This is a genomic window from Pseudomonas sp. Soil_N_39 (assembly GCF_057655955.1).
In genome coordinates, this window is sequence record NZ_JBDGLI010000022.1 from 86202 (window position 1) to 108879 (window position 22678).

Below are 22678 nucleotides of genomic sequence, written 5' to 3' on the forward strand. Positions count from 1 at the left end.
CCCGGGTCCCCCGAATCAATGTGGGAGCGAGCTTGCTCGCGATGACGGCGGCACATTCAACATCGATGCAAGCTGACCCACCGCTATCGCGAGCAAGCTCGCTCCCACAGGAGATGGCGGCTGACGATGAGTGTTCACTTCTTTCGGAATCGACCCTGTGGCGAGGGAGCAAGCTCCCTCGCCACAACGATTCATCCAGTCTTTGGCGCTAGACCCGAAACGCTTGCACGGCGGTGTGCAAACGCCCGCCGAGTACCAGGAGATTGTCGCCCTGTTCCCGGCCCTGGCCGATGCGCAGCAGGTTGTCCCCGCCCAGTTGGTGAATGCGCTCGCTGTGATCGCGGATTTCGCTGACGGCACCGCTTTGTTGGGCGGTGACGTCGGCGATGCGTACTGCCGTGTCGGAGATGGTCTGGATGGCGCCGACGATCTCATCCAGCGCGCCGTCGGCCGCTTGCGCCTGGTTGGCGGTGGCTTCGGCGTGTTCGACCTGGGCGCGCATGCCGTCCACCGACTGGCGTGCGGCCAGTTGCAGGCGGGCGATCAGCGTCTGGATTTCGGCGGTGGCGCCGGCCGTGCGCTGGGCCAGGGAGCGGACTTCCTCGGCCACCACCGCAAAGCCCCGGCCCATTTCCCCGGCGCGAGCCGCTTCGATGGCCGCGTTGAGAGCCAGCAGGTTGGTCTGGTCGGCAATCGAGCGAATCACCGTCAGCACGCCCCCGATGGTTGCGGATTCCTCAGCCAGTTGTTCGATCATCTGCGCGTTGCCTTGCACTTCCCCCACCAGCGCATGCAGGCCCGTGAGGCTCAAACCGATGACTTTCTGCCCTTGCTCCACCGCTTGCCCGGCGCTGCGGCTGGCGTCGGCGGCCTGGCTGGCATCGCCGGCCACTTGCTGGATCGTCGCCTCCAGTTCGCTGAGGGAATCACGGATCAGCGCCGTGTCGCCGGCCTGATGCTCGGCCCCGCTGTGCAGCTCGCCGCTCAGCTCCGCCAGGGCCCGGCTGCTGCCGGCGACCTGTTCGGCGTTCACCCGAATGGTGCCCACCAGGTCCACCAGGTAAGCGCGCAGGCGATTGAGCGAAGCCCCGATGTCCTGCATTTCGCGGTTGCTGGCGCCCACGTGGATGTCCCGGCTGAAATCCCCCTCGGCCCAGGTCGACAGGGCTGGAGCCAGGTGCGTCAAGGTCCGGGCCAGGCGCCGCTGCAAGGTGTCGATCAGCAGCGCGATCAGCAGGATCAGGCCGATCATCACGCCCTGGATCATGCGAACCTCTCCCTGGATCTGCCCATGCTGAGCCCGGACCGCCGGTTCCAGGGTATCGATCGCCGTTTGCACATCGGCGATTTTCAGGTGCGTTGCATTGCTCAGTTCGGTGCGTTTCTGGATCAGTTCGCGGGTGCGGGTCAATTCCGCCGGATAACGGCCGAGCAGGCTGTTGAGTTCGCGCTTGAGGGCGATGCCGGCGTCTTCGGCGACGGTTTTTTCCTGGGTTTCCAGGCCCATCAGCGCGGCGAAATCATCGCTGCCCGATTCGCTGCTGACGGTGACGCCCAGCAGTGGCAGGCTGTCGAGGCGTTCGGCTTCGACACGGATGCTCGCCAGTTCCCGTTCGACATCGGCGGCCAATTCGCTACGGCCACTGCTGACCAGTTTGTCCCGCGTGAGGGACAACCGGCCCAGGTGCTGCGAAGCGGCAAACAACGGTGGCAGGTAGGCCGGGGCGCCATTGGCGTATTGGGCCAGTTGGTCGAGGCTGGCGCTCAGTTCGCGTTCGGCCTGCAGCAACAAGGCCTGTGGATCACCGGCCAGCTTGCCGGCGGCCAGCAGATCGGTCTTGCTGAAGCCCTCAAGGTTGGACAGGCTCGGACGCAGAGTCTGGGCCAACTCCGGGGGAAACTGGTCGAGATCTTTCTGCAGGGTCTCCAAGGCCTGGGTGGCCGCGCTCAGGCGCAAGGCGTCGCCGCTGGCCAGATAGTCCTCGACGTTGCGCGCCACGTCGCCCTGGAACTGCCGCGACAGGCCCAGGTAGCGCTCCATCAGCAAGTAAGGCCGTTCCAGGGCGATCTGCGACCACCACAGGGTAGCCCCAAGGCCCAGGCACACGGCGACTAAAAGGAGGGTGTTGAGATTGGTCAGCAGCTTCAGGCGCATCAAAGGTCTACCAGGGGCAGAATCGTAAGTGCCTGAATTTATTGCGCTTGAGTTACAGGTTTATGACTGAATCAGTCGATTCCGATGAAAAGGTGGCACTTTGCTTTGATTGGCGGGCGCTCTGTACCCGGTTGCGCCCGGCGTGCTTGGCGCGGTACAGCGCTTCGTCCGCCTGACTGGCCATCATCAGGCTGTCGGAATCATCGCTCATCTCCACCACGCCAGCGCTAAAGGTGCACCACAAATCATGGGGCTGGGCCGGGTAGTGGATTTCAGCAAAGCGCTGGCGAATCTCGTCCAGCACCTTGCAGGCGGCGTCGATGTCGGTGTCGGGCATGACGATGGCGAACTCTTCGCCGCCGTAACGGCCGATGAAGTCGGTCTTGCGCAGGCGTTGCTTGAGAAACAGCGCCAGGCTCTTGATCACCCGGTCGCCCATGGGATGGCCGTGGCTGTCATTGACCCGTTTGAAGTGGTCGATGTCGAGCATGGCAAAACTCAGGGGCTTGCCTTCGCGACGGGCGCGGAAGCTGCAATCCTCGAGCAGTTGCAGGATATGGGTGTGGTTGTACAGGCCGGTGAGGCTGTCGCGCACCATCCGCGCCTTGAGGTTGCGCGCCCGGGCGGCACGGTTGCGCACGGTGGTGATCAAGTGCCGGGGCTTGATCGGCTTGGTCAGGAAATCGTCGCCGCCTTCGCTCATGGCATCGAGCTGCTTGTCCAAGTCGTCTTCGGCGGACAGGTAGATGATCGGCACGCTGACGTAGCGGTCATTGTGGCGGATCACTTTGGCCAGCTCCGTGCCGGTGCAGGCTGGCATGTACATGTCGAGGATGATCAGGTCGGGCTGGAAATCCGCCAGCTCGGCCATGGCCTGGATCGGCTCGATCAGCGTGCGGGTGATGATGCCGGCGCTGTTGAGCAGGCGTTCGGTGTGCAAGGCCTGGGCGCGGGAGTCATCGATGATCAGCACTTTGTAGGGGTCGTACTGGGCGACGCAGGTCAGCACTTCGATCTTTTCCAGCAGGCTCGAGGCTTCGAGAGTGCCGGTGAGGAATTCCTGTCCGCCGGCGCGTACCGCGGCCAGGCGTGTCGGGGTGTCGGTTTCCAGCAAGCTGAAGAACAGCAGCGGCAACGGTTGTTCCAGGCCTTCCTGGGCTTCGGCGGCCAGTTTCAGGCCGGTGCCCGGGCCGCTGAAGTCCACGTCCATGACAATCGCCGCCGGTAGGCGCTCAACCATCGAGGCCCGGAACGCCGCGACACTGTCCAGCGCCTGGGCGCTGAGGCCGAAGAACTCCAATTGCTTGGCCAGGCGTTCGGCGCGGTCATGGTCCTGCAGCATCACGTAGATGGGTTTGCGCAGCGGCGGCAGGAAAGTTTGTTCGAGCTGGTCGCCATGGCGCAGGCCGGTGCGCGACAAGCGCTGCATCAGGCGGTTGATTTCGGTGATCAGGTGGCTGCTCAGGCGCCCGCGATTGGCGTCCACCGCTTGCAGCGACTGGCTGATGCCTTGGGCCAGCAGGGAATGCTCGGGCTGTTCGAAGCGCTCGGCGAAGCGCAGCAGGCGCAGATTGGCCTCGCTGAGCTCCGACAGGTCGGTGCTTGACCACTCACTGCGTTGCAGGCGCTGCCAAATCTCCAGGATCTGACGAGCCTGATGAATTACCCGCTGGGCAAAGTGGTGCTTGAGGCGCTCACGGCTGGGGTCTTCTGGCTCGGTCATATCCTGACTACTAGTTAGGGTGCATGCTGAGATCGACTGGTGGCTCTATGCTAGCACCTCTTTTCCTCCGCATGAGTGTCATACGTCAATATTCTGTCCAGTCGCCCAATTCAGTTTGTGACTGGACAGTCTCGTAGGCCGATGGCAACGCTTCCTTTATAGTGCTGTTCGATTGCCCTGTCGCGCCCGGCATGATTGGCGCCGCATTATCGCGTTTCAAATCAGGCACGATGGCGTAGGGTTGTGGTCGAATCGAGAACTCAAGTGATTGAAGGGATATCGCCATGCTGGACTGGAAAAACCGCGCGGGCAGCGCGCCTGAACGTGCCGCCGAGCCGAAATCGGACACCCGCAGCTACCTGGGTGGGCTTTTTTTCAGCCGCGCACTGGCCACGCTGATTGGTCTTTACCTGCTGGTGACCATTGCCCTCGGCTGGTACTGGAGCCAGGAGCCCGCGTTGTTCCCCGTGCAGCAGAACGCCCAGGCCGCGGCCGAGAAGGATGGCCGGCAAATGGTGGTGGGCTACACCACCGTCGAGACGCTCAAGACCGTGGCCGGAACCTTGCTGACCAAGCAGGGTGGCTACATTTCCAACGACCGCTTCCCGCCGGGCCTGTGGATGGACAACATGCCGAGCTGGGAGTACGGCGTGCTGGTGCAAGTCCGCGACCTGAGCCGCGCCCTGCGCAAGGACTTCGCCCGTTCCCAGTCCCAGTCCGCCGAGGATGCCGACCTGGCCAAGGCCGAGCCGCGTTTCAACTTTGACAACCGCAGTTGGGTGCTGCCTTCCAGCGAATCCGAATACCAGGAAGGCATCAATTCCCTGAGCCGCTACCAGGCGCGGCTGTCCGACCCGAGCCAGAAAAGCGCACTGTTCTACGCCCGCGCCGACAACCTGAACAACTGGCTGGGGGACGTCGGCACGCGCTTGGGTTCGTTGTCCCAGCGCCTGTCGGCCAGCGTTGGCCGGGTCAAGCTCAACACCTCGCTGAAAACCGAAGTCCCGGCGCCGGGCCAGGTGCCGCAGGTGGACGAAGAGGTGGTCGAGACCCCGTGGCTGCAGATCGACAACGTGTTCTATGAAGCCCGCGGCCAGGCCTGGGCGTTGTCGCACCTGCTGCGCGCCATCGAGGTGGACTTCGCCGATGTGCTGGCGAAAAAGAACGCCACGGTCAGCGTGCGGCAGATCATTCGTGAGCTGGAAGCGTCCCAGGAACCGGTCTGGAGCCCGATGATCCTCAACGGCAGCGGCTTCGGTGTGTTGGCGAACCACTCGCTGGTCATGGCCAACTACATTTCCCGGGCCAACGCAGCGGTCATCGACTTGCGGCAACTGCTGAACCAGGGCTGATCCATGAGCGAAAGCCCCCGGGAGGTCGCTCACCGAGTGGCCTCGGATGCCGAGCTGATCGCGTGGGTCGACGAGCACGACAACCTGCTCGGCAGCCTGGTGCGTTCGGAGTTGCGCGAGCGCGGCCTGATCGGACGCGGCACCTACATCATGCTGTTCAATTCGGCCGGTGAACTGTGCGTTCACCGGCGCACCCTGAGCAAAGCCATCTACCCGGGTTTCTGGGACGTGGCGGCGGGTGGCATGGTCCAGGCCGACGAGACCTACGCCGAGTCGGCCGCCCGTGAGCTGGCTGAGGAACTGGGCGTGAGCGGCGTGGAGCTGACCGCCCACGACCATTTTTATTTCGAAGACCCCGGTAGTCGCCTGTGGTGCTCGGCGTTTTCGGCGGTGTGGGACGGCCCGTTGGTCTTGCAACCTGAAGAAGTCCTCGAAGCGCGTTTCCTGCCGCTTGAACAGGTGCTCGATGAAATCCAGCGCATGCCTTACTGCCCGGACTCCCTGGCGGCACTTGAACGCTATTTGCGCGTCCACGGTGGCGACGTCGCAAAGAAGCTATAAATTGGCGCTGATTGGCCCTTAGCAAGTCGGCTTTTTGCCGTTACACTGCGCGACTTTTCAAGCTGAACCGCCTCTGCGGTCCAGTAGCGCTGCCCCTGCCTGAGTGGGGTTTCGCGGTCGAGGCACGTTCTCCCCTCGACCAGTCTTTGTCCTCCCAAGAGGATTGCCGGTGGCCAAAAAAGCCGCATCCTTCGCCGCCCTGGGCGGCCTGGTATTTTCTACCGACGCCGGTCGTCATTGCCCTGATTGCCGTCAACCGGTGGATGCCTGCATCTGCAAACAGACCGCCATCCCGGAAGGTGACGGCATCGCCCGTGTGCGCCGTGAAAGCAAAGGTCGCGGCGGCAAGACGGTGACCACGATCACCGGCGTGCCGTTGGCCGAAGACGCGCTCAAGGAACTGGCCTCCACGTTGAAGAAGCGCTGTGGCACCGGTGGCGCGTTGAAAGACGGCATCATCGAGATCCAGGGCGATCACGTCGAGCTGCTGTTGGCGGAACTGGTCAAGCACGGCTTCAAGGCAAAGAAATCCGGCGGCTAGCAGCTTCTGTGAAAACCACCCTCGGCTGGACCCGAACCCTGCGTTCGAGGTCGCCCGCATGGTTTTCACAGAGCCTGTTCTGAACGGGCTTCTAAACTCATCGCTGGGAGCAGGGTCTACCTTGCTAACAGGCAATTCGTCATTTTCACTCTCTAGACTGCCCCAGCCTCCGACCGGATGGTGCATTTTGACTTCTTTATAGGGGACTTCGATGTCCGTACGACGCACACGCAAAGACGATGGCAGCCAATGGACAGTTGCGGACAGCCGCAGCGTTTACGGGATTCGCCATTGGGGGGCCGGTTATTTCGCGATCAATGAAGCCGGTCGCGTCGAAGTCCGTCCGAACGGCCCGGGCAGTTCGCCCATCGACCTGTTCGAGCAAGTCGACCAGTTGCGCCAGAGTGGCCTCTCGTTGCCCTTGCTGGTGCGTTTTCCCGACATCCTGCAAGACCGCGTGCGCCAACTGACCGGCGCGTTCGACAGCAACATCGCGCGCCTGGAATACCAGAGCAAGTACACCGCGCTGTACCCGATCAAGGTCAACCAGCAGGAAGCGGTGATCGAGAACATCATCGCCACCCAGAACGTCTCCATCGGCCTGGAAGCCGGTTCCAAGCCGGAGCTGCTGGCAGTGCTGGCCCTGGCGCCGAAGGGCGGGACCATCGTCTGCAACGGCTACAAGGACCGCGAATTCATCCGCCTGGCGTTGATGGGCCAGAAGCTCGGTCACAACGTCTTCATCGTCATCGAGAAAGAGTCCGAAGTCGAACTGGTGATCGAAGAGGCCGCAGTGCTCAAGGTCAAGCCACAGGTGGGCCTGCGCGTGCGCCTGTCGTCCCTGGCGTCGAGCAAGTGGGCTGATACCGGTGGCGAGAAGTCCAAGTTCGGCTTGTCGGCCGCGCAACTGTTGTCGGTGGTCGAGCGCTTCCGCGCTGCTGGCCTGGACCAGGGCATTCGCCTGCTGCACTTCCACATGGGTTCGCAGATCGCCAACCTGGCGGACTATCAGCACGGCTTCAAGGAAGCGATCCGTTACTACGGTGAGCTGCGCAACCTCGGCCTGCCGGTGGATCACATCGACGTCGGCGGTGGCCTCGGCGTGGACTACGACGGTACGCACTCGCGCAATGCCAGTTCGATCAACTACGACATGGATGATTACGCCGGTGTCGTGGTCGGCATGCTCAAGGAGTTCTGCGATGCCCAGAGCTTGCCGCACCCGCACATCTTCTCGGAAAGCGGCCGCTCGCTGACCGCCCACCACGCGATGCTGGTAGTGCAGGTGACCGACGTCGAGAAACACAACGACGACGTGCCGGTGATCGACAACAAGCAGGAATTGCCGGAAACCGTGCAATGGCTGGTTGACCTGCTGGGCCCGACCGATATCGAGATGGTCACCGAGACCTACTGGCGCGCCACGCACTACATGAGCGACGTGGCGACCCAATATGCCGACGGCAAGCTGACCCTGGCGGAAAAAGCCTTGGCCGAGCAGTGCTACTTTGCCGTGTGCCGTCGCCTGCACAACTCGTTGAAGGCCCGCCAGCGCTCGCACCGCCAGGTGCTGGATGAGCTCAACGACAAGCTGGCCGACAAATACATCTGCAACTTCTCGGTGTTCCAGAGCCTGCCGGACACCTGGGCCATCGGCCAGGTGCTGCCGATCCTGCCGTTGCATCGCCTGGACGAAGAGCCGCTGCGCCGCGCTGTGCTGCAAGACCTGACCTGCGACTCCGACGGCAAGATCAAGCAGTACGTCGACGAGCAGAGCATTGAGACCAGCCTGCCGGTGCACGCCCTCAATCCGGGTGAAGACTACCTGCTAGGCATCTTCCTGGTGGGCGCCTACCAGGAAATCCTCGGTGACATGCACAACCTGTTCGGCGACACCGACTCGGTGAACATCTACCAGAACGCCGACGGCAGCGTGTACCACGCGGGTATCGAAACCCACGACACCATCGAAGACATGCTGCGCTACGTGCACTTGTCGCCGGAGGAGTTGATGACGCACTACCGCGACAAGTGCGCCAGCGCCCGCATCAGCGCCGCCGAGCGCACCCAGTTCCTCGATGCGCTGCGCCTGGGGCTGACGCGTTCGTCTTACCTGTCTTCCTGATGGGGACGTGAGGGCCTTCCAGGCAATGGAACCTGTGGCGAGGGAGCTTGCTCCCGTTCGGCTGCGCAGCAGTCGTAATCCAGGCGACGCGATACTTTAGGGTTGGCTGGTTTGGGGCTGCTGCGCAGCCCAGCGGGAGCAAGCTCCCTCGCCACGGGACTGTGTCTGTTCCCCGCTCCTCTTGATTGATCGACACTGCCCGCCGGGGCTGTCAGAAAACAAACCGCATGTTGCGGGTTTTTTCGGACAGTCCCGGAGGGCATTTTTGTTTTACGTCGCAGATGTTTCCTCACACCGGTGCATTTAATCGGTGATGTCCTTATTTCGTGTAGTCCCTTTCCTAACCTGTACTTCGCCCCTCTACTAGGCCATGGCGGTCGGCGAGAATCCCCGACCGCCCCTCCTGTAGAGAAACGCCGATGTCCGATCCAGCCTGCGAGCCAGCATTCCGTCTGGAGATAGCCGGTCTGCCCGAGCCCGTTGACGTCGTGGCCTTCACGGGTAGCGAAGCCATCAGCGAACCCTTCGTCTATGAAGTGGAGCTCTTGTTGCATGATGCGAGCCTGGACTTGGCGAGCCTGCTGTACCGCAGCGTCTGGTTGAGTTTCGGGACCCCAGGCCGGGGTATTCATGGGCAGCTCCATGAGTTGGTCCAGCACCGTCATGGCGCCGGTTGCCGGGTGCGTATCGGGCCGAAGCTGGCTTGCCTGGCGCAGCGCTTCAGCCAGCGGGTGTTCAGTGCCCGCTCGGTGCCGCAGATCATTCGCCAGGTGCTCAAGGCCCATGGCATCAGGGGCCGCCGCCTGTGCCTGGACCTGAGCGGCGATTATCCACCGCAGGATTTCTGTACCCAGTATCGGGAATCGGACCTACGGTTCCTCCAGCGCGTATGTGCCCAGGCGGGTATCCACTTTCATTTCGAACACACCCGGGACGGGCATTGCCTGGTGTTCGCCGACAATCCCCACAGTTTTCCCCCCGCCGGTAAGGCGGTCTACGTGGACGACGGGCCGACTGCCGCAGTGCGGACCTTCAGCGTGCACACCGATGTCTCGGGGCAGCAGGTCGCCCAGGGGCGCAGCGAGCTGACGAACTTGCGGGGTGGCCAGGTGCTGATGCTGACGGACCATCCGTTTGCCAACTGGAACCGGCGCTGGTTGTTGACGAAGGTCGAGCATCACGCCCAGGCGGGTGTGTATGGCAACCATTTCAAGGCCATTCCCCGGGGCGTGTTGTTCGTGCCGGACAACGTCCCGGCCAAACCACGCATGGTGAGCCGGCAGCGCGGCTGGGTCGTGGCGGTGGACGAGCCGCCGGAGCAAGGAGCGGGGCGCGTGGCGGTGGAGTTTGACTGGGTCTATCAGGGCGAAGGTTCCAGCCCCAGTCATTGCTGGCTGCCCTTGGCGCCCGAACTGGCTGCTGGCGGGGTGGGCGCGCTGGGTGACGGTACCGAGGTGCTGGTGAGCTTTATCGAAGGCGATCCGGATCGGCCGCTGGTCAGTGCATTTCTGAGCGAACCTGCCTCGGCCGAGATTGCCGATGAGTCATCCCCAGACGAAACACTCGGGTCGTCGGTGGTCGATCCGGTGCTGTTGTCGGCGATGCGAGAGGCCCAGCCGCTGGTCTTGTTGTGCCTGTTGCCCGAAGGCGGACCGTTCAGCCCCTGCGCCCAACCGCTGTGCACCTGCCGTATGCTCATGGGCCGCGGCGCGGGCGTGGCTCGATGAGCGCGGCCGTGCCTGGACCAACGCCGCAGTGGTTGCTGCTGGACGTACCGAGTGCACCTGAGGCGGTGCGGCGGGTGCACTCGCAGTTCGCCGAGGCCCGGCGCTTTGCCCTGTTCGAAGGCACCGAGTTGCATGGGCTTCGCGAGCACGGTCCGCTGTTGGTGGAACTGCGCCAATCGCCAGCGCTGGCCAGTCTTTGTCACCTGGACCCGCGCGCCTGGCCGGGGTTGTTGTTGACCAGCCCAAAGCCCACCGTGCAAGTGCTCGCGCATCTGCGGCGCATGCTGACAGTGACGCTGGGCCTGCATCACAAAGCCCTGTTGAACTACTACAACCCGCACACCGCCAGCTATTTCTTCGACGGTTGCGATTCCCATGAGCTCAGTTGTTGGCTGGGGCCGATCAGTCTGTTGCGCTGGTTCGGTGGCACATGGGCCGACCGTGCAATCGGCAGCCAGGGCTGGCAACAATTGTCCAACCCGGGAGTGCCGGTGGCGGCGCTGGAGAAGGAGCACGGCCTCAGCGGTCGACAGCAGGGCCAGTTGCAACGATGCCTGTTGGAGCGCCACGCGTGGCAATGGTCCAGTTCCACCGGGCGTGACTACCGTCGGCTCTGGGAGGATTTGCAGCAAGGGCTGGCGCTGGGGTTTACCGAACGCACGGTGCTCGACGACTGGCTGTGGCTGCGCCTGCAATACCCCGATGCCCGACCCATCCCGGGGCCGGAGGGTGGTTCGCCGCGCGAGCGTCTCGATCGCCTGCGGCGGCGTTGGCAGGGCCGCCTGGATTGACGGTTATTGAGGTGGCGCGCCGAGCCAACGGTCGCGCCGCTGCAAGTGCCAGGCAAACGCACCGAGGGTCAGGCTGCGCAGGGCCATGAACAGCAGGAAGGTGATCCACAGTCCATGGTTGCCCAAACCCAGCAGCATCCAGGCGATTGGGGCCACCAGCAGTAGGGTCAAGACCATGCCGTTGCGCATTTCCCGGGCGCGGGTGGCACCGATGAACAGGCCGTCGAGCAAATAGCTCCAGACCGCGATCAGCGGCAAGGTCGCCAGGTAGGGCAGGTAGTCGTAAGCGGTGGCGCGCACGTCGGGGATATCGGTTTGCATGTCGATGAACAAGTGGCCGGCGAGCAGGAACAGCAGGGCAAAGCCGAGGCTTGCAATCAGCGACCAACCGCTGGCCACCACCAGCGAACGACGCAAGGCCAGGCGGTCGCGGGCGCCGATGGCATGGCCGCACAGCGCTTCCACAGCATGGGCCAAGCCGTCCAGGGCATGGGCGGTCAGCAACAGGCCGTTGAGCAGCAAGGCATTGGCCGCCACGGTTGCGTCCCCCAGGCGCGCACCTTGCACCGTGATCAGGAAAAACACCGCTTGCAGTGCCAGGCTGCGAATGAAAATGTCCCGGTTCACCGCCAGCAGCGGGCGCCAGTTCTGCCACACGCCCAGGGCCGCCCAGGCCATCTGCCCGGGCCAGGCCCGCAGTGTCTTGCGAGCCAGGGCCAGGCCGACCAGAGCACCGGTCCACTCGGCAATCACCGACGCCCGGGCCGAACCGGTCACGCCCCAGTCCAGGCCGATCACGAACCACAGGTTCAGGGCGATGTTGACCAGGTTGGTCACCAGCAGGATCGCCAACGGCGCTCGGGCATTCTGGGCGCCGAGGAACCAGCCCACCAGCGCATAGCTGGCCAGCGCCGCCGGCAAGCCAAAGAGCCGGGTGTGGAAGAAGTCGCGGGTCAGTTGGTTGAGCTCGGCGGACGGCTGCATGAAGTGCAACGCCACGCCACTCAACGGCACGCCGACGGCACCGAGCAGCAGCGCCAGCCCCATCGCCAACAACAGTCCTTGCAACAACACTTGCCGCAACGCCGCCCCGTCACCCCGCCCGGCAGCCTGGGCGGCGAACCCGGTGGTGCCCATGCGCAAGAAACCCATGGCCCACGCCAGCACCGTATACAAACTCGCCCCGACCGCCACTGCGCCCAACTGATGGGCATGGGGCAAATGGCCGATGACCGTGCTGTCCACCAGCGCCACCAGCGGCACGGAAATGTTCGAAAGAATCATCGGCGCCGCCAGCGCCCAGACCCGGCGATGGGTCAGGCGGTCGCGCCAGTCGGTGATCAGGTTGGACATGGGGGCTCCTTGATGGAGCGCGATTGTAGCGGGTTATGGTCTGATCGTTCTCCAGGGGATCTTGGACTCCTTGTGGCGAGGGGATTTATCCCCATTCAGCGGGAGCAAAGCTTGCTCGCGATCCAGGCGCCTCGGTTCCCTGGGAAACCGCGTCATATTCATCGCGGGCAAGCCTTGCTCCCACAGAGCATCCTCGCCACAAGGGGGCTGGCGCAGTATCGATTCCAGCCTTAGTGAATGATCCAGCTCAGCAACCACAACCCCAGCACCAGCCAGATGATGCCCATGACGATCGAGGCCCGCATGAAGGCGCGGATCGCCGAGTACAGCAGCATCAGCCCGAGGATCAGCGCGATGATGCTGATGATCGATGTGTCCATGCCCAAGGTGCGCGACAGCCCATCGACGAAGTTGCCGCCGGCGTTGGCCAGGGTGTTGAAGAGGCCGCTGAGCAGGTCGACGATGAACCGGATTACCGAACCGAGCGCCTGGCCGAGCCATTCGAAAAAGCTTTCTACCTGCATATGTGCATCCTGATGGGAGGGAATCCGAGCTGAGCCGTTGGCTCCTGATTGTAGGAGCTGTGGCGGCCGAGTTGGTTCGATTATGGGGCAAACCGTCGCTTCGTACCGAGACTCTTGCCTTCCCCGGTCATCCCCCTGAAGCTATGCGCATTCAGGAGAACCCGATGAACCTTGTTGAACTGACCGAACGCCTGCATGCCATTCGTGACCATAACGACTGGCGGCAGTTTCACAGCCCGAAAAACCTCGCCATGGCCGCCAGTGTGGAAATGGCCGAACTGGTGGAGATTTTCCAATGGCTGACCGAGGACCAGTCCCGCCAGTTGCCAGCGGACAAACTGGCCCATGCCGGGCAGGAAGTCGGTGACATCGTGTTGTACCTGTTGCTGCTTTGCAGCGAGCTGGGGTTGGACATGGACGCCGTGGTGCGCAGCAAACTGGCCGACAGCGAACGGCGGTTCGGCCAATGAGCGACCGTCATTTCGATCTGCTCGCCACGCGCTTCGCGGAAAAAATCTACGGCGGGGCCAAGGGTGCGATCCGCCTGGCGGTGCTTCAGGCCGACCTGCTGGAAACCTTGGCGCAACGTCCATTGCGCGTGCTGGACATCGGCGCAGGCCTGGGCCACATGTCGTTGTGGCTGGCCGAGCGCGGCCACCAGGTGACCCTGGCCGAGCCGGCCGAGCCCATGCTCGAAGGCGCCCGCCAGCGTTTTGCCGAGGCCGGCCAGCAGGCCACGTTCATCCAGGCGCCGTGGCAGGACCTGCTCGGCCAACTGACCGAACCTTACGACCTGGTGCTGTGTCACGCGGTGCTGGAGTGGCTGGCCGAGCCTCACGCGATCCTGCCGGTGCTGCATCAACTTACGGCGCCTGGCGGCTGGTTGTCCCTGGCGTTCTACAACCGTGACGCGCTGGTCTATCGCAATCTGCTCAAGGGGCATTTCCGCAAGTTGCGCAAAAACGACATGGCCGGTGAAAAGCAGAGCCTGACGCCGCAACAACCCCTTGATCCGCGAGAATTGGCGGCGCAACTTGAAGGCCTGTGGCAGGTCGAAAGCCAGAGTGGTGTGCGGGTTTTCCATGACTACATGCCGGTGGAGTTCCAGGGCCGCGTGGAACTTGCGCAATTACTGGAAATGGAGCTGGCTCACCGTCGCCATCCGGCGTTTGCCGGGTTGGGACGTTATCTGCACTGGATCTGCCGTCCGGTGTAAGCGGAGAGCGAAATGAAAGGTCGTTCAGGGTTGTTGGTGCTGTGCCTGGGGCTGGTGGCCTGCCAGGGCAGCAACCCCTATGTCGCCACCTCCAATCCGTTGCCGCCGGCGCCACCCGAGGCCGCCACGGTATTCGACCGCAGTGCCTACCCTGCGCCGCCCCGTGATTACGGGCGCTATCGCAGTTGGGCCTGGCGCGACGGGCGCCTGCCACCGGGCACTGCCTGGGCGGATTCGGCCCAGGTGGCCGAAGCGGTGAGCAATGCTCTCGACCAGCGCGGCCTACGGCCCCTGCATGACAACCGGCCCGCCGACCTGTTCGTCAGCGCCGACCTGCGCCTGGAGACTCGCGTGCGTCAGGTCCGGGACGACTATGATGCCGGTTACTACGGCGGCTATAACCGTTATGACCGCTACGGTCCGGGTTATGGCGTGTACCATCCGATGCCGATGGTGCGCACGTATCAGGAGCAGGTCGTGGTGGTTCGGGTAGACCTGTTCGATGCCCGCACCGGTCAGCCGGTGTGGAGCGCCAGCGCCGAGACCGGTCAGCGGGGCAGCCAGAGCGAGCGCACCGATGCCATTCGCGAAGCGGTGGAAAAAGCCATGTCGACGTATCCTCCAAGTTGATTACGCAACGGAGAAAAACCATGTTTCGCCGTCTTGCTCTACTGGCCTTCACCCTGTTGCTGGGGGCCTGTGCCTCAAACCCAGTCAATCATGACTTCGACGCCAGCCGTGATTTCGCGGCGTATCGCAGTTGGAGTTGGAAAGACCCGGCGCTGCAATATCGCCCCGATGACCCACGCATCAAGAGCGACCTGACCGAACAGCGGATCCGCCAGGCGGTGGCTGATCAACTCGACCAGCGCGGCCTGCGCCCTGCGGCGGACGGGCGCGGCGATGTGCTGGTCCAGGCTTATTTGATCGTCGAGGACCGCCAGCAGCAGGTCACGACCAACTATGGCGGCGGTTGGGGTGGGCCTTGGAATGGCTACTGGGGTGGGCCGATGTACAACGAAACCCGCAACATCAGCTACAAAGTCGCCACTGTGCAGATCGACCTGCTCGACGGCAAGGACGGCAAGCTGGTGTGGCGTGGTAGTGATGAACGAATGCTCAGCAACTCCCCCAACCCGACCGACCGCAACACGGCCGTGCGCGAGACGGTGGGGCGGATTCTGTCCAACTACCCACCGCGCTGACCGCAGCGTATTCAGGATGGGTGCAAGCTGATCCGCCGCAATCGCGAGCAAGCTTGCTCCCACAGGGAGTGGTGATGGACACCGGATCTATGAACACCCCGGAACAAATCTGTGGGAGCGAGCTTGCTCGCGATGACGGCGGCTCATTCAACCTTGAGGCAAGCTGACCCACCGCTTTCGCGAGCAAGCCCGCTCCCACAGGGGGATTGGCGGTGGACACCGGATCTATGAACACCCCCCGAACAAACTGTGGGAGCGGGCTTGCTCGCGAAGACGGCAGCCCATTCAACATCCATGCAAGCTGACCCACCGCTTTCGCGAGCAAGCTCGCTCCCACAGGGGATTGGCGGTGGACCTCGGATCTATGAACACCCCGGAACAAACTGTGAATACCATCGACCTGTTCAGGTCACCGGCCGCCACTCGCCCACCATATGCTCCAACGCCCCGGCCCCCACCAGTTGCAGTTGCCCACTGGAGCCCGCCGCGCTGGACAGCAGGGTCACCTCGCTGGGCAGGCGCACCGGTTTCTTGAAGGTCACGTCGATCTCGATGTTGGCCTCGGGCAGATGGCCATCGAGCGCCGCCAGGGTCCTGGCCTTGTTCCACAGGCCATGGGCGATGGCGGTGGGGAAGCCGAACAGCCGGGCACTGATGCCGCTCAGGTGAATCGGGTTGTAGTCGCCGGAAACCTTGGCGTATTGCCGGCCGATGTCCGCCGGTGCGGTCCAGCGCGCCACCTCAACCAAGGGCAGGCTGGCCTGCGGTGAGTCCTCTACAAGCGCGCCGTCAAGCTGGACGCCTTTGCACAGCATCTGGCTCCGGGCCTCCCACAACGGCCCCAATTGATCATCGAGGCCGGTCACCAGGTCGAATACCGCGCCTTTGGGGTGGGCTTGCAGATTCTCGACATGGACGCTGGCCCGCACCTGACCGACCCCGCCCATGGGCCGCAAGACGCGAATGCGGTTGCTCAAATGGATCAGCCCCAACAGCGGAAATGGAAAGTCCCGGCCCGTGAGCAATTGCATCTGCAGGGCGAACGCCAAGACGTGGGGATAGGTCGGCGGCAGCAGTCCGTTATCAACGAAACCGCACACTTTGCGATAGGCCGCCAGGCGTTGCGGGTCGACCTGAAGCACCTGGCGCAGGCCTTCCTCGGGCAAGGTCGTTCCGGTGACCTTGCGCCGCGTCGCCGCTTTCGAATAGAGCCCGGACATGGATGGCGGGCTGCTGACCTCATGCCATTGGATCGTCATGGTCATGCTCCCAAAAGGCTTTGCCCGCATACCCGCAGGGCCTGCCCGGTTACGGCACCCGTGCCCGGTTGCGCGAGCCAGGCCACGGCTTCAGCGACATCTTGAGGCAAGCCGCCCTGGCCGAGGGAACTCATGCGCCGCCCGGCCTCGCGCAAGGCGAAGGGGATCTCGGCGGTCATGCGGGTTTCAATGAAGCCCGGCGCCACGGCGTTGATGCTGATGCCCCGAGGTTGCAGCAGCGGCGCCCAGGCCTGGGCCAGGCCGATCAACCCTGCCTTGCTCGCCGCATAGTTGGTCTGCCCACGGTTGCCGGCAATGCCGCTGATGGACGCCAGCAGGACGACCCGGCCATTGTCGCGCAGGGTCCCGCTGTCGAGCAGGGCCTTGGTCAGCACTTGCGGGGCGTTGAGGTTGACGGCCAGCACGGCGTCCCAGAATTCCGGGGTCATGTTGGCGAGGGTCTTGTCCCGAGTGATGCCGGCGTTGTGCACCACGATGTCGACGCCGTCGGGCAAGTGCTCGATCAACTGGGCGGCGGCCTCTTCGGCGCAGATATCCAGCGTGATGCTGCGCCCGCTCAAGCGTGCCGCCAGGGCGTCGAGGTCGGTCTTGGCCTGGGGGACGTCCAGCAGGATCACGTCGGCGCCATCGCGGGCCAGGGTTTCGGCGATAGACGCGCCGATTCCGCGGGCTGCGCCCGTGACCAGTGCCTTGAGCCCCGTGAGCGGTCGGGTCCAGTCATGGACCTGGGTGTCACAGGCGTTGAGGCGAATGACCTGCCCGGAAATGAAGGCGCTCTTGGGCGACAGGAAAAACCGCAGGGCACCTTCCAACTGGGCTTCGGCACCATCGCCGACATACAACAGTTGCAGCGTCCCGCCGTGGCGCAACTCTTTAGCCAGGGAACGGCTGAAACCCTCCAACGCCCGCTGGGCACTGGCGGCGAAGGGATCGGCAAGACTTTCCGGCGCGCGCCCCAGGAGGACGACGTGGGCGCTGTGGTCGAGGTTTTTCATCAGTGGCTGGAAAAATTCCCGCAGCTGCTTGAGCTGGTCGACCTGCACCAAATGGCTGGCGTCGTACACCACCGCCTTGATTTTCGGGCCGTGGCCGGGGATCCACTCGGTGGCCACGGTCGGTTCGCCGCCGTAGATGAAAATGCTGTCGGTCAGGCGCTTGGCGAACGTGCCGATCTGTTCGGTCAATGGCCCACCGCCCAGCAGCAGTGCGCCTTCGATCGGCCGCAGCCGCCCGGCCTGCCAGCGTTCCAGGCGTACCGGCGAGGGCAGGCCGAGGGACCCGACCATGCGCCGGCCGAGGGGCGAATTGGCGAAGTCGATATAACGGTCAGACATGGAACACACTCCGGCTGATGAGGTTCCAAGTGTGGACCATGATTGGCAATCAGTCGTTCGATCGGCCAGATAAAGCCTAAGCTTGAGCGCAAGCGCTTTCTCCAAGGCACCGAATCCTTGTGGGAGCAAAGCTTGCCCGCGATGCAGACACCGCGTTTTCAGGGTAGGTCGCGTCATCGTTCATCGCGAGCAAGCTTTGCTCCCACAGGGTTCGGTTGAGTTTTCATAGGGCACTAGACCTGCACAGGGAGTTTTTCATGACACAACTACGCCGCGTCGCGATCATCGGTGGTAACCGCATTCCTTTCGCCCGCTCCAACGGGCTCTATGCCACCGCCAGCAACAAGGCGATGTTGACGGCTGCCCTCGAGGGGCTGATCGAACGCTACAACCTGCATGGCTTGCACATCGGCGAAGTGGCGGCCGGTGCGGTGCTCAAGCACTCCCGGGATATGAACCTGACCCGCGAATGCGTGCTCGGTTCGCGGTTGTCACCGATGACGCCGGCCTATGACGTGCAGCAGGCCTGTGGCACGGGGCTGGAGACGGTGCTGCTGGTGGCCAACAAAATCGCCCTGGGGCAGATCGACAGCGGTATTGCCGGCGGCGTCGATACCACGTCGGACGCGCCGATCGCCGTCAATGAAGGACTGCGCAAGATTCTGCTGCAAGCCAATCGCGCCAAGACCACCGCCGATAAAATCAAGACCTTCCTGCAATTGCGCCCCCAGCACCTGATGCCGGATCTGCCGCGCATCAACGAACCGCGCACCGGCCTGAGCATGGGCGAGCACTGTGAATTGATGGCCCAGACCTGGCAGATCCCCCGGGAAGCCCAAGACCAGTTGGCCCTGGAAAGCCATCAGAAAATGGCCGCGTCCTACGCCGAAGGTTGGCAGAACGATTTGATGACACCGTTTCTCGGCCTGACCCGGGACAACAACCTGCGCCCGGACCTGACCCTGGAAAAGCTCGCCTCTCTCAAGCCGGCCTTCGAAAAAAGCGCCAAGGGCACGATGACCGCGGGCAACTCCACGCCACTGACCGACGGCGCCTCGTTGGTGCTGCTGGGCAGCGAAGAGTGGGCCAAGGCCCGGGGCCTGCCGATCCTGGCGTACCTGCGCGACGGTGAAACGGCGGCGGTGGATTTCGTCAATGGCGCCGAAGGGCTGCTGATGGCGCCGGTCTACGCCGTGCCGCGCTTGCTGGCGCGCAACGGCCTGACCTTGCAGGACTTCGATTACTTCGAGATCCACGAAGCGTTCGCCGCCCAAGTGCTGTGCACGCTGAAGGCCTGGGAAGACCCGGATTATTGCAAGACCCGTCTGGGCCTCGATGCACCACTGGGGTCCATCGACCGCAGCCGGCTGAATGTGAAGGGCAGTTCCCTGGCCGCCGGGCATCCGTTTGCCGCCACGGGCGGGCGCATTGTCGCCAACCTCGCCAAGTTGCTCGATGCCGCCGGGCGAGGCCGCGGGTTGATTTCCATCTGCGCCGCCGCCGGCCAGGGCGTGACGGCGATTATCGAGCGTTGAGCAGCGCGCCATCCTGGCAGGACGCCAGTTCTTTGTGCCGGCTGGCGTAGCGCTCGGCCAGGATCGAACAGACGATCAACTGCAGAGGGTGGTAGATCATGATCGGCAGCAAAATCAGCCCCAGGCCCGGGTGGTTGCCGAAAATCAATGCGGCCATCGGCACTCCGGCGGCGAGGGATTTCTTGCTGGCGCAGAACACCGCGGCGACTTCATCGGCACTGCTGAATTTCAGGACGCGGGCGGTGCGGGTGGTCGCCCACAGGATGATTGCGAGCAGCACGGCACTGCCCATCACTGCGCTAAGCAACACGCCGTTACCTTGCTGGCCCCAGATGCCGGACACCATCGAGTTGCAGAAGGCCGCGTAGACCAGCAGCAGGATCACCAGTTTGTCGATGATGCTGGTGTAGCGTTTGTACCGACCGAAAAAACCGGCCAGCCAACGCCGCAGGAACTGCCCCAGCACCAGTGGCAGCAGCAACATCATGCACAGGTCGAGCAAGGTTGAACCCAGGTCGATGCCACCAGCGCCGCTGCCGACCACGAAACTGACCAGCAACGGGGTCAGGAAAATCCCCAGTACGCTGGACAGGCTCGCGTTGAGAATCGCCGCCGGCACGTTGCCTTTTGCACTGCCGGTCAGGGCCACCGAGGACGAAATTGTCGAGGGCAGGGCGCACAGGTAGAAGAACCCCAGCATCAGCAGCGCCGGCACGTGGCTGCCCAGCAGCCAGTTGCTGAGCAGCCAGAGCAACGGAAATACGCCAAAGGTGAACGCCTGCACCATCACGTGCAGCCGGATGTTCTTCAGGCCGTGGCGGATCTGCTCGCCGGACAGGTTGACCCCGTGCAGGAAGAACACCACGAAAATGCCGATGTTGACCACCCATTCGGCATGCATGGCACCGCCCTTGGCACCAAAGGTGGGAAAGAAATACGCCAGCAGCGTGGCGAGTACCATGCCGCACAGGAACCAGTCGGTCACCATGCGTTTGAGGTGTCTGAAGATATGCATAGGGCACCGCATGTTGTCAGAAAAGTCGACTTAGCCTAACGTCGTCCTCATCAGTCGTCTTGCGACATAAGGCCAATCAATGCCGCCTAACGGACACCAGCAGCTGGAACGCCGTATCCCTGACCTGACGCAATTGCCTAGGCCGTTGTACGCCCGTGTCGAAAGCTTGAGCGCCGGCTCCTGGACCCAAGCCCATCGTCATGACTGGGTGCAATTTTCCTACGCCATCAGCGGCGTTCTCGGCGTACACACCGCCGCCGGCAGTTTCTTCGCCCCGCCACAACGGGGCATCTGGATCCCGGCCGACCTGGAACATCAGGTGGTGACCTCCACCCGGGCGGAAATGCGCAGCCTGTATGTGCATCGCCACGCCTGCCCCTGGGCCGACGAGCGTTGTCGGGTGCTGGAAGTCACGCCGCTGGCCCGTGAGTTGATCAAGGTGTTCTGTCAGCTTCCGGTCGATTATCCCCAGGGCGATACCCAGGAAGAACGGCTGGTGCAGGTGCTGCTGGACCAGTTGGCGACGTTGCCGGAAGTGGGATTTTCCCTGCCGCTGCCTCGACATGCTCGCTTGCTTGCGCTGTGTAACGAATTGATCGAACAGCCCGAACAGAACGTCACCTTGCAAGCCTGGTCTGAACGTCTGGGCACCTCGGAAAAAACCCTGATGCGCTTGTTCCAGCGTGAGACCGGCCTGAGTTTTCGGGCCTGGCGTCAGCGCATGCGCTTGTTGTCGTCCCTGGGCTCGTTGGAGAAAGGCGATAGCGTCACCAGCGCCGCGTTGTCCTGCGGGTATGATTCAACGTCCGCATTCATTGCCGCGTTCAAGGGGATGTTCGGGTATACCCCGGGGGAGTTGTTCAAGCATTGAGTCGCCGCACTGGCCTACGACGGCGGTAGACATGACTGTCAGCTCTTGTCGCAAATACCTGCGTATTCAATTGCCAGTGTCAGGTCCGGTCTCGGCTATGATTCGGCGTGGTCGATTGATCCGGCACATTGTGTGCATCACCGGTTCATAGGTCGGCAACCCCTCCCCGTGGAGGAAGGATTGCCGTATAACGACTGTCATTCGCGTGTTTGGTAATAAAGGACCCACAATAAAAGCTGATGAAGACTCCAAAACGCATTGAACCCCTGATCGAGGACGGTCTGGTCGACGAGGTGCTGCGCCCACTCATGAGTGGTAAAGAAGCAGCTGTTTATGTGGTGCGCTGCGGCAACGAGCTACGTTGCGCGAAGGTCTACAAGGAGGCGAACAAGCGAAGTTTTCGTCAGGCGGCCGAGTATCAGGAAGGCCGCAAGGTCCGCAATAGCCGTCAGGCCCGGGCCATGGCCAAGGGCTCGAAGTTCGGCCGCAAGGAAACCGAGGACGCTTGGCAGAATGCCGAAGTGGCGGCGCTGTTCCGCCTGGCGAGTGCGGGTGTGCGCGTGCCCAAACCGTACGACTTCCTTGAAGGCGTGCTGCTGATGGAATTGGTGGCTGACGAGTACGGCGATGCGGCGCCGCGCCTGAACGATGTGGTGCTGGAGCCGGACCAGGCCCGTGAATACCACGCCTATCTGATTTCCCAGATCGTGCTGATGTTGTGTACCGGCCTGGTGCACGGTGATCTGTCGGAGTTCAACGTCCTGCTGACGCCGACGGGGCCGGTGATCATCGACCTGCCGCAAGCCGTGGATGCCGCGGGTAACAACCATGCCTTCAGCATGCTGGAGCGGGACGTGGGCAACATGGCGTCCTACTTCGGCCGGTTCGCCCCGGAACTCAAGCGCACCAAGTACGCGAAGGAAATGTGGGCGCTGTATGAAGCCGGTACCTTGCACCCGGCCAGCGTGCTGACCGGCGAGTTCGACGAGCCGGAAGAGCTGGCGGATGTCGGTGGGATCATGCGTGAAATCGAGGCGGCTCGCCTGGATGAAGAACGCCGCCAGGCCGTCCGCGCTGCCGACGATGCCCCACCCGGCAAGACCGAAGAACCACCGCCGCCGTGGATGCAATGATCGGTTGAACAGAAAACCGGCCAATGGTCGTAATGCTGTTCACTTAGAAAAAACGGCGCTTCTTTCAGAAATGGGAAGCGCCGTTTTTTTTGGTTTTTTTGAAAGCTCGGTGTCTGGTTGTTTTGTGTGTAGATCCGTTTTTTGCGTAACGGCGGCTTAGGGTTCCGCTCTTATGTATGGACTCGCCTCCACTGTCACCCGCTTTTCAACACTGCGACCCGGCTGCATCTATGTATA

The 22678-nt window shown here is 63.0% G+C and carries 20 protein-coding genes; 13 read left to right on the forward strand and 7 right to left on the reverse strand.

Translation table 11 applies throughout. The features are described from left to right. Positions 1–208: 208 nt before the first annotated feature. On the reverse strand, positions 209–2155 hold the full coding sequence (locus AC3A5O_RS25165; protein WP_305469546.1) for a methyl-accepting chemotaxis protein: 1947 nt from the start codon (positions 2153–2155) through the stop codon (positions 209–211). A 52-nt stretch (positions 2156–2207) separates the two neighbouring features. Continuing rightward, positions 2208–3878 (reverse strand): GGDEF domain-containing response regulator, encoded by a 1671-nt coding sequence (locus AC3A5O_RS25170; protein ID WP_192263661.1) that lies wholly within the window; start codon positions 3876–3878, stop codon positions 2208–2210. 284 nt (positions 3879–4162) lie between these two features. On the opposite strand from AC3A5O_RS25170, the gene AC3A5O_RS25175 reads away from it, so the two are divergent. From AC3A5O_RS25175 to AC3A5O_RS25200, 6 genes are all read left to right on the forward strand, one after another. After that, on the forward strand, positions 4163–5230 hold the full coding sequence (locus AC3A5O_RS25175) for a DUF2333 family protein (protein ID WP_122567231.1): 1068 nt from the start codon (positions 4163–4165) through the stop codon (positions 5228–5230). A gap of 3 nt (positions 5231–5233) precedes the next feature. Then, positions 5234–5791: an NUDIX hydrolase gene (locus tag AC3A5O_RS25180; RefSeq protein ID WP_305469548.1), complete on the forward strand. Its 558-nt coding sequence runs from the start codon at positions 5234–5236 to the stop codon at positions 5789–5791. Positions 5792–5960: 169 nt separating this feature from the next. Then, complete coding sequence (locus AC3A5O_RS25185; RefSeq protein WP_487753871.1) at positions 5961–6332, forward strand: translation initiation factor Sui1; 372 nt, start codon at positions 5961–5963, stop codon at positions 6330–6332. A gap of 211 nt (positions 6333–6543) precedes the next feature. Then, positions 6544–8457, forward strand: coding sequence for an arginine decarboxylase (speA, locus tag AC3A5O_RS25190; protein ID WP_122567229.1), 1914 nt, complete (start codon positions 6544–6546; stop codon positions 8455–8457). A 419-nt stretch (positions 8458–8876) separates the two neighbouring features. Continuing rightward, complete coding sequence (locus tag AC3A5O_RS25195; RefSeq protein WP_487753872.1) at positions 8877–10184, forward strand: type VI secretion system Vgr family protein; 1308 nt, start codon at positions 8877–8879, stop codon at positions 10182–10184. Beyond that, the gene (locus AC3A5O_RS25200) at positions 10181–10975 is read left to right on the forward strand and encodes a DUF4123 domain-containing protein (RefSeq protein WP_487753873.1); all 795 of its coding nucleotides are present in this window, start codon (positions 10181–10183) and stop codon (positions 10973–10975) included. Before AC3A5O_RS25195 ends, AC3A5O_RS25200 begins: the two co-directional genes overlap by 4 nt. Positions 10976–10978: 3 nt before the next feature. Here the strand turns inward: AC3A5O_RS25200 and AC3A5O_RS25205 are convergent, their stop codons facing one another. After that, on the reverse strand, positions 10979–12328 hold the full coding sequence (locus AC3A5O_RS25205; protein WP_305491639.1) for an MATE family efflux transporter: 1350 nt from the start codon (positions 12326–12328) through the stop codon (positions 10979–10981). A gap of 230 nt (positions 12329–12558) precedes the next feature. Then, the gene (locus tag AC3A5O_RS25210; protein ID WP_003197447.1) at positions 12559–12852 is read right to left on the reverse strand and encodes a hypothetical protein; all 294 of its coding nucleotides are present in this window, start codon (positions 12850–12852) and stop codon (positions 12559–12561) included. A 164-nt stretch (positions 12853–13016) separates the two neighbouring features. Here AC3A5O_RS25210 and AC3A5O_RS25215 point away from each other — a divergent pair, with 164 nt between their 5' ends. The 4 genes from AC3A5O_RS25215 to AC3A5O_RS25230 are packed head-to-tail and all read left to right on the forward strand — an operon-like array spanning position 13017 to position 15273. Next, on the forward strand, positions 13017–13322 hold the full coding sequence (locus AC3A5O_RS25215; protein ID WP_092205098.1) for a MazG-like family protein: 306 nt from the start codon (positions 13017–13019) through the stop codon (positions 13320–13322). Continuing rightward, positions 13319–14068: a methyltransferase gene (locus tag AC3A5O_RS25220; protein ID WP_122567225.1), complete on the forward strand. Its 750-nt coding sequence runs from the start codon at positions 13319–13321 to the stop codon at positions 14066–14068. The genes AC3A5O_RS25215 and AC3A5O_RS25220 overlap by 4 nt, the downstream gene beginning before the upstream one ends. Positions 14069–14080: 12 nt before the next feature. Then, positions 14081–14698: a DUF4136 domain-containing protein gene (locus AC3A5O_RS25225; protein WP_122567224.1), complete on the forward strand. Its 618-nt coding sequence runs from the start codon at positions 14081–14083 to the stop codon at positions 14696–14698. Between the two features lie 20 nt (positions 14699–14718). Further along, positions 14719–15273, forward strand: coding sequence for a DUF4136 domain-containing protein (locus AC3A5O_RS25230; RefSeq protein WP_122567223.1), 555 nt, complete (start codon positions 14719–14721; stop codon positions 15271–15273). A gap of 404 nt (positions 15274–15677) precedes the next feature. Here AC3A5O_RS25230 and AC3A5O_RS25235 read toward each other — a convergent pair whose 3' ends face one another. Then, entirely contained in the window at positions 15678–16532 is an 855-nt protein-coding gene (locus AC3A5O_RS25235) for a MaoC family dehydratase (RefSeq protein ID WP_487753874.1), read from the reverse strand. 2 nt (positions 16533–16534) lie between these two features. Beyond that, positions 16535–17887 (reverse strand): 3-oxoacyl-ACP reductase, encoded by a 1353-nt coding sequence (locus tag AC3A5O_RS25240; protein ID WP_487753875.1) that lies wholly within the window; start codon positions 17885–17887, stop codon positions 16535–16537. A 257-nt stretch (positions 17888–18144) separates the two neighbouring features. On the opposite strand from AC3A5O_RS25240, the gene AC3A5O_RS25245 reads away from it, so the two are divergent. Continuing rightward, the gene (locus AC3A5O_RS25245; protein WP_487753876.1) at positions 18145–19422 is read left to right on the forward strand and encodes an acetyl-CoA C-acetyltransferase; all 1278 of its coding nucleotides are present in this window, start codon (positions 18145–18147) and stop codon (positions 19420–19422) included. Here the strand turns inward: AC3A5O_RS25245 and AC3A5O_RS25250 are convergent. After that, positions 19409–20437: a bile acid:sodium symporter family protein gene (locus AC3A5O_RS25250; protein ID WP_487753877.1), complete on the reverse strand. Its 1029-nt coding sequence runs from the start codon at positions 20435–20437 to the stop codon at positions 19409–19411. The two genes, AC3A5O_RS25245 and AC3A5O_RS25250, sit on opposite strands and share 14 nt — an antisense overlap. A 79-nt stretch (positions 20438–20516) precedes the next feature. On the opposite strand from AC3A5O_RS25250, the gene AC3A5O_RS25255 reads away from it, so the two are divergent. Both AC3A5O_RS25255 and AC3A5O_RS25260 read left to right on the forward strand, forming a co-directional pair. Continuing rightward, positions 20517–21308 carry an AraC family transcriptional regulator gene (locus AC3A5O_RS25255; protein WP_122567218.1) on the forward strand — a complete coding sequence of 264 codons (792 nt, stop codon included), beginning with the start codon at positions 20517–20519 and terminating at the stop codon, positions 21306–21308. Between the two features lie 239 nt (positions 21309–21547). Then, positions 21548–22441, forward strand: a complete 894-nt coding sequence (locus tag AC3A5O_RS25260; RefSeq protein WP_014336406.1) for a PA4780 family RIO1-like protein kinase — start codon at positions 21548–21550, stop codon at positions 22439–22441. The last annotated feature ends 237 nt before the right edge of the window (positions 22442–22678 follow it).

Bases quoted from the DNA above. Each gene is read 5' to 3' on its own strand.
- AC3A5O_RS25165 (WP_305469546.1), bottom strand. From the start codon at position 2,155: ATGCGCCTGAAGCTGCTGACCAATCTCAACACCCTCCTTTTAGTCGCC.
- AC3A5O_RS25170 (WP_192263661.1), bottom strand. From the start codon at position 3,878: ATGACCGAGCCAGAAGACCCCAGCCGTGAGCGCCTCAAGCACCACTTT.
- AC3A5O_RS25175 (WP_122567231.1), top strand. From the start codon at position 4,163: ATGCTGGACTGGAAAAACCGCGCGGGCAGCGCGCCTGAACGTGCCGCC.
- AC3A5O_RS25180 (WP_305469548.1), top strand. From the start codon at position 5,234: ATGAGCGAAAGCCCCCGGGAGGTCGCTCACCGAGTGGCCTCGGATGCC.
- speA (WP_122567229.1), top strand. From the start codon at position 6,544: ATGTCCGTACGACGCACACGCAAAGACGATGGCAGCCAATGGACAGTT.
- AC3A5O_RS25195 (WP_487753872.1), top strand. From the start codon at position 8,877: ATGTCCGATCCAGCCTGCGAGCCAGCATTCCGTCTGGAGATAGCCGGT.
- AC3A5O_RS25200 (WP_487753873.1), top strand. From the start codon at position 10,181: ATGAGCGCGGCCGTGCCTGGACCAACGCCGCAGTGGTTGCTGCTGGAC.
- AC3A5O_RS25205 (WP_305491639.1), bottom strand. From the start codon at position 12,328: ATGTCCAACCTGATCACCGACTGGCGCGACCGCCTGACCCATCGCCGG.
- AC3A5O_RS25210 (WP_003197447.1), bottom strand. From the start codon at position 12,852: ATGCAGGTAGAAAGCTTTTTCGAATGGCTCGGCCAGGCGCTCGGTTCG.
- AC3A5O_RS25215 (WP_092205098.1), top strand. From the start codon at position 13,017: ATGAACCTTGTTGAACTGACCGAACGCCTGCATGCCATTCGTGACCAT.
- AC3A5O_RS25220 (WP_122567225.1), top strand. From the start codon at position 13,319: ATGAGCGACCGTCATTTCGATCTGCTCGCCACGCGCTTCGCGGAAAAA.
- AC3A5O_RS25225 (WP_122567224.1), top strand. From the start codon at position 14,081: ATGAAAGGTCGTTCAGGGTTGTTGGTGCTGTGCCTGGGGCTGGTGGCC.
- AC3A5O_RS25230 (WP_122567223.1), top strand. From the start codon at position 14,719: ATGTTTCGCCGTCTTGCTCTACTGGCCTTCACCCTGTTGCTGGGGGCC.
- AC3A5O_RS25235 (WP_487753874.1), bottom strand. From the start codon at position 16,532: ATGACGATCCAATGGCATGAGGTCAGCAGCCCGCCATCCATGTCCGGG.
- AC3A5O_RS25240 (WP_487753875.1), bottom strand. From the start codon at position 17,887: ATGTCTGACCGTTATATCGACTTCGCCAATTCGCCCCTCGGCCGGCGC.
- AC3A5O_RS25245 (WP_487753876.1), top strand. From the start codon at position 18,145: ATGACACAACTACGCCGCGTCGCGATCATCGGTGGTAACCGCATTCCT.
- AC3A5O_RS25250 (WP_487753877.1), bottom strand. From the start codon at position 20,437: ATGCATATCTTCAGACACCTCAAACGCATGGTGACCGACTGGTTCCTG.
- AC3A5O_RS25255 (WP_122567218.1), top strand. From the start codon at position 20,517: ATGCCGCCTAACGGACACCAGCAGCTGGAACGCCGTATCCCTGACCTG.
- AC3A5O_RS25260 (WP_014336406.1), top strand. From the start codon at position 21,548: ATGAAGACTCCAAAACGCATTGAACCCCTGATCGAGGACGGTCTGGTC.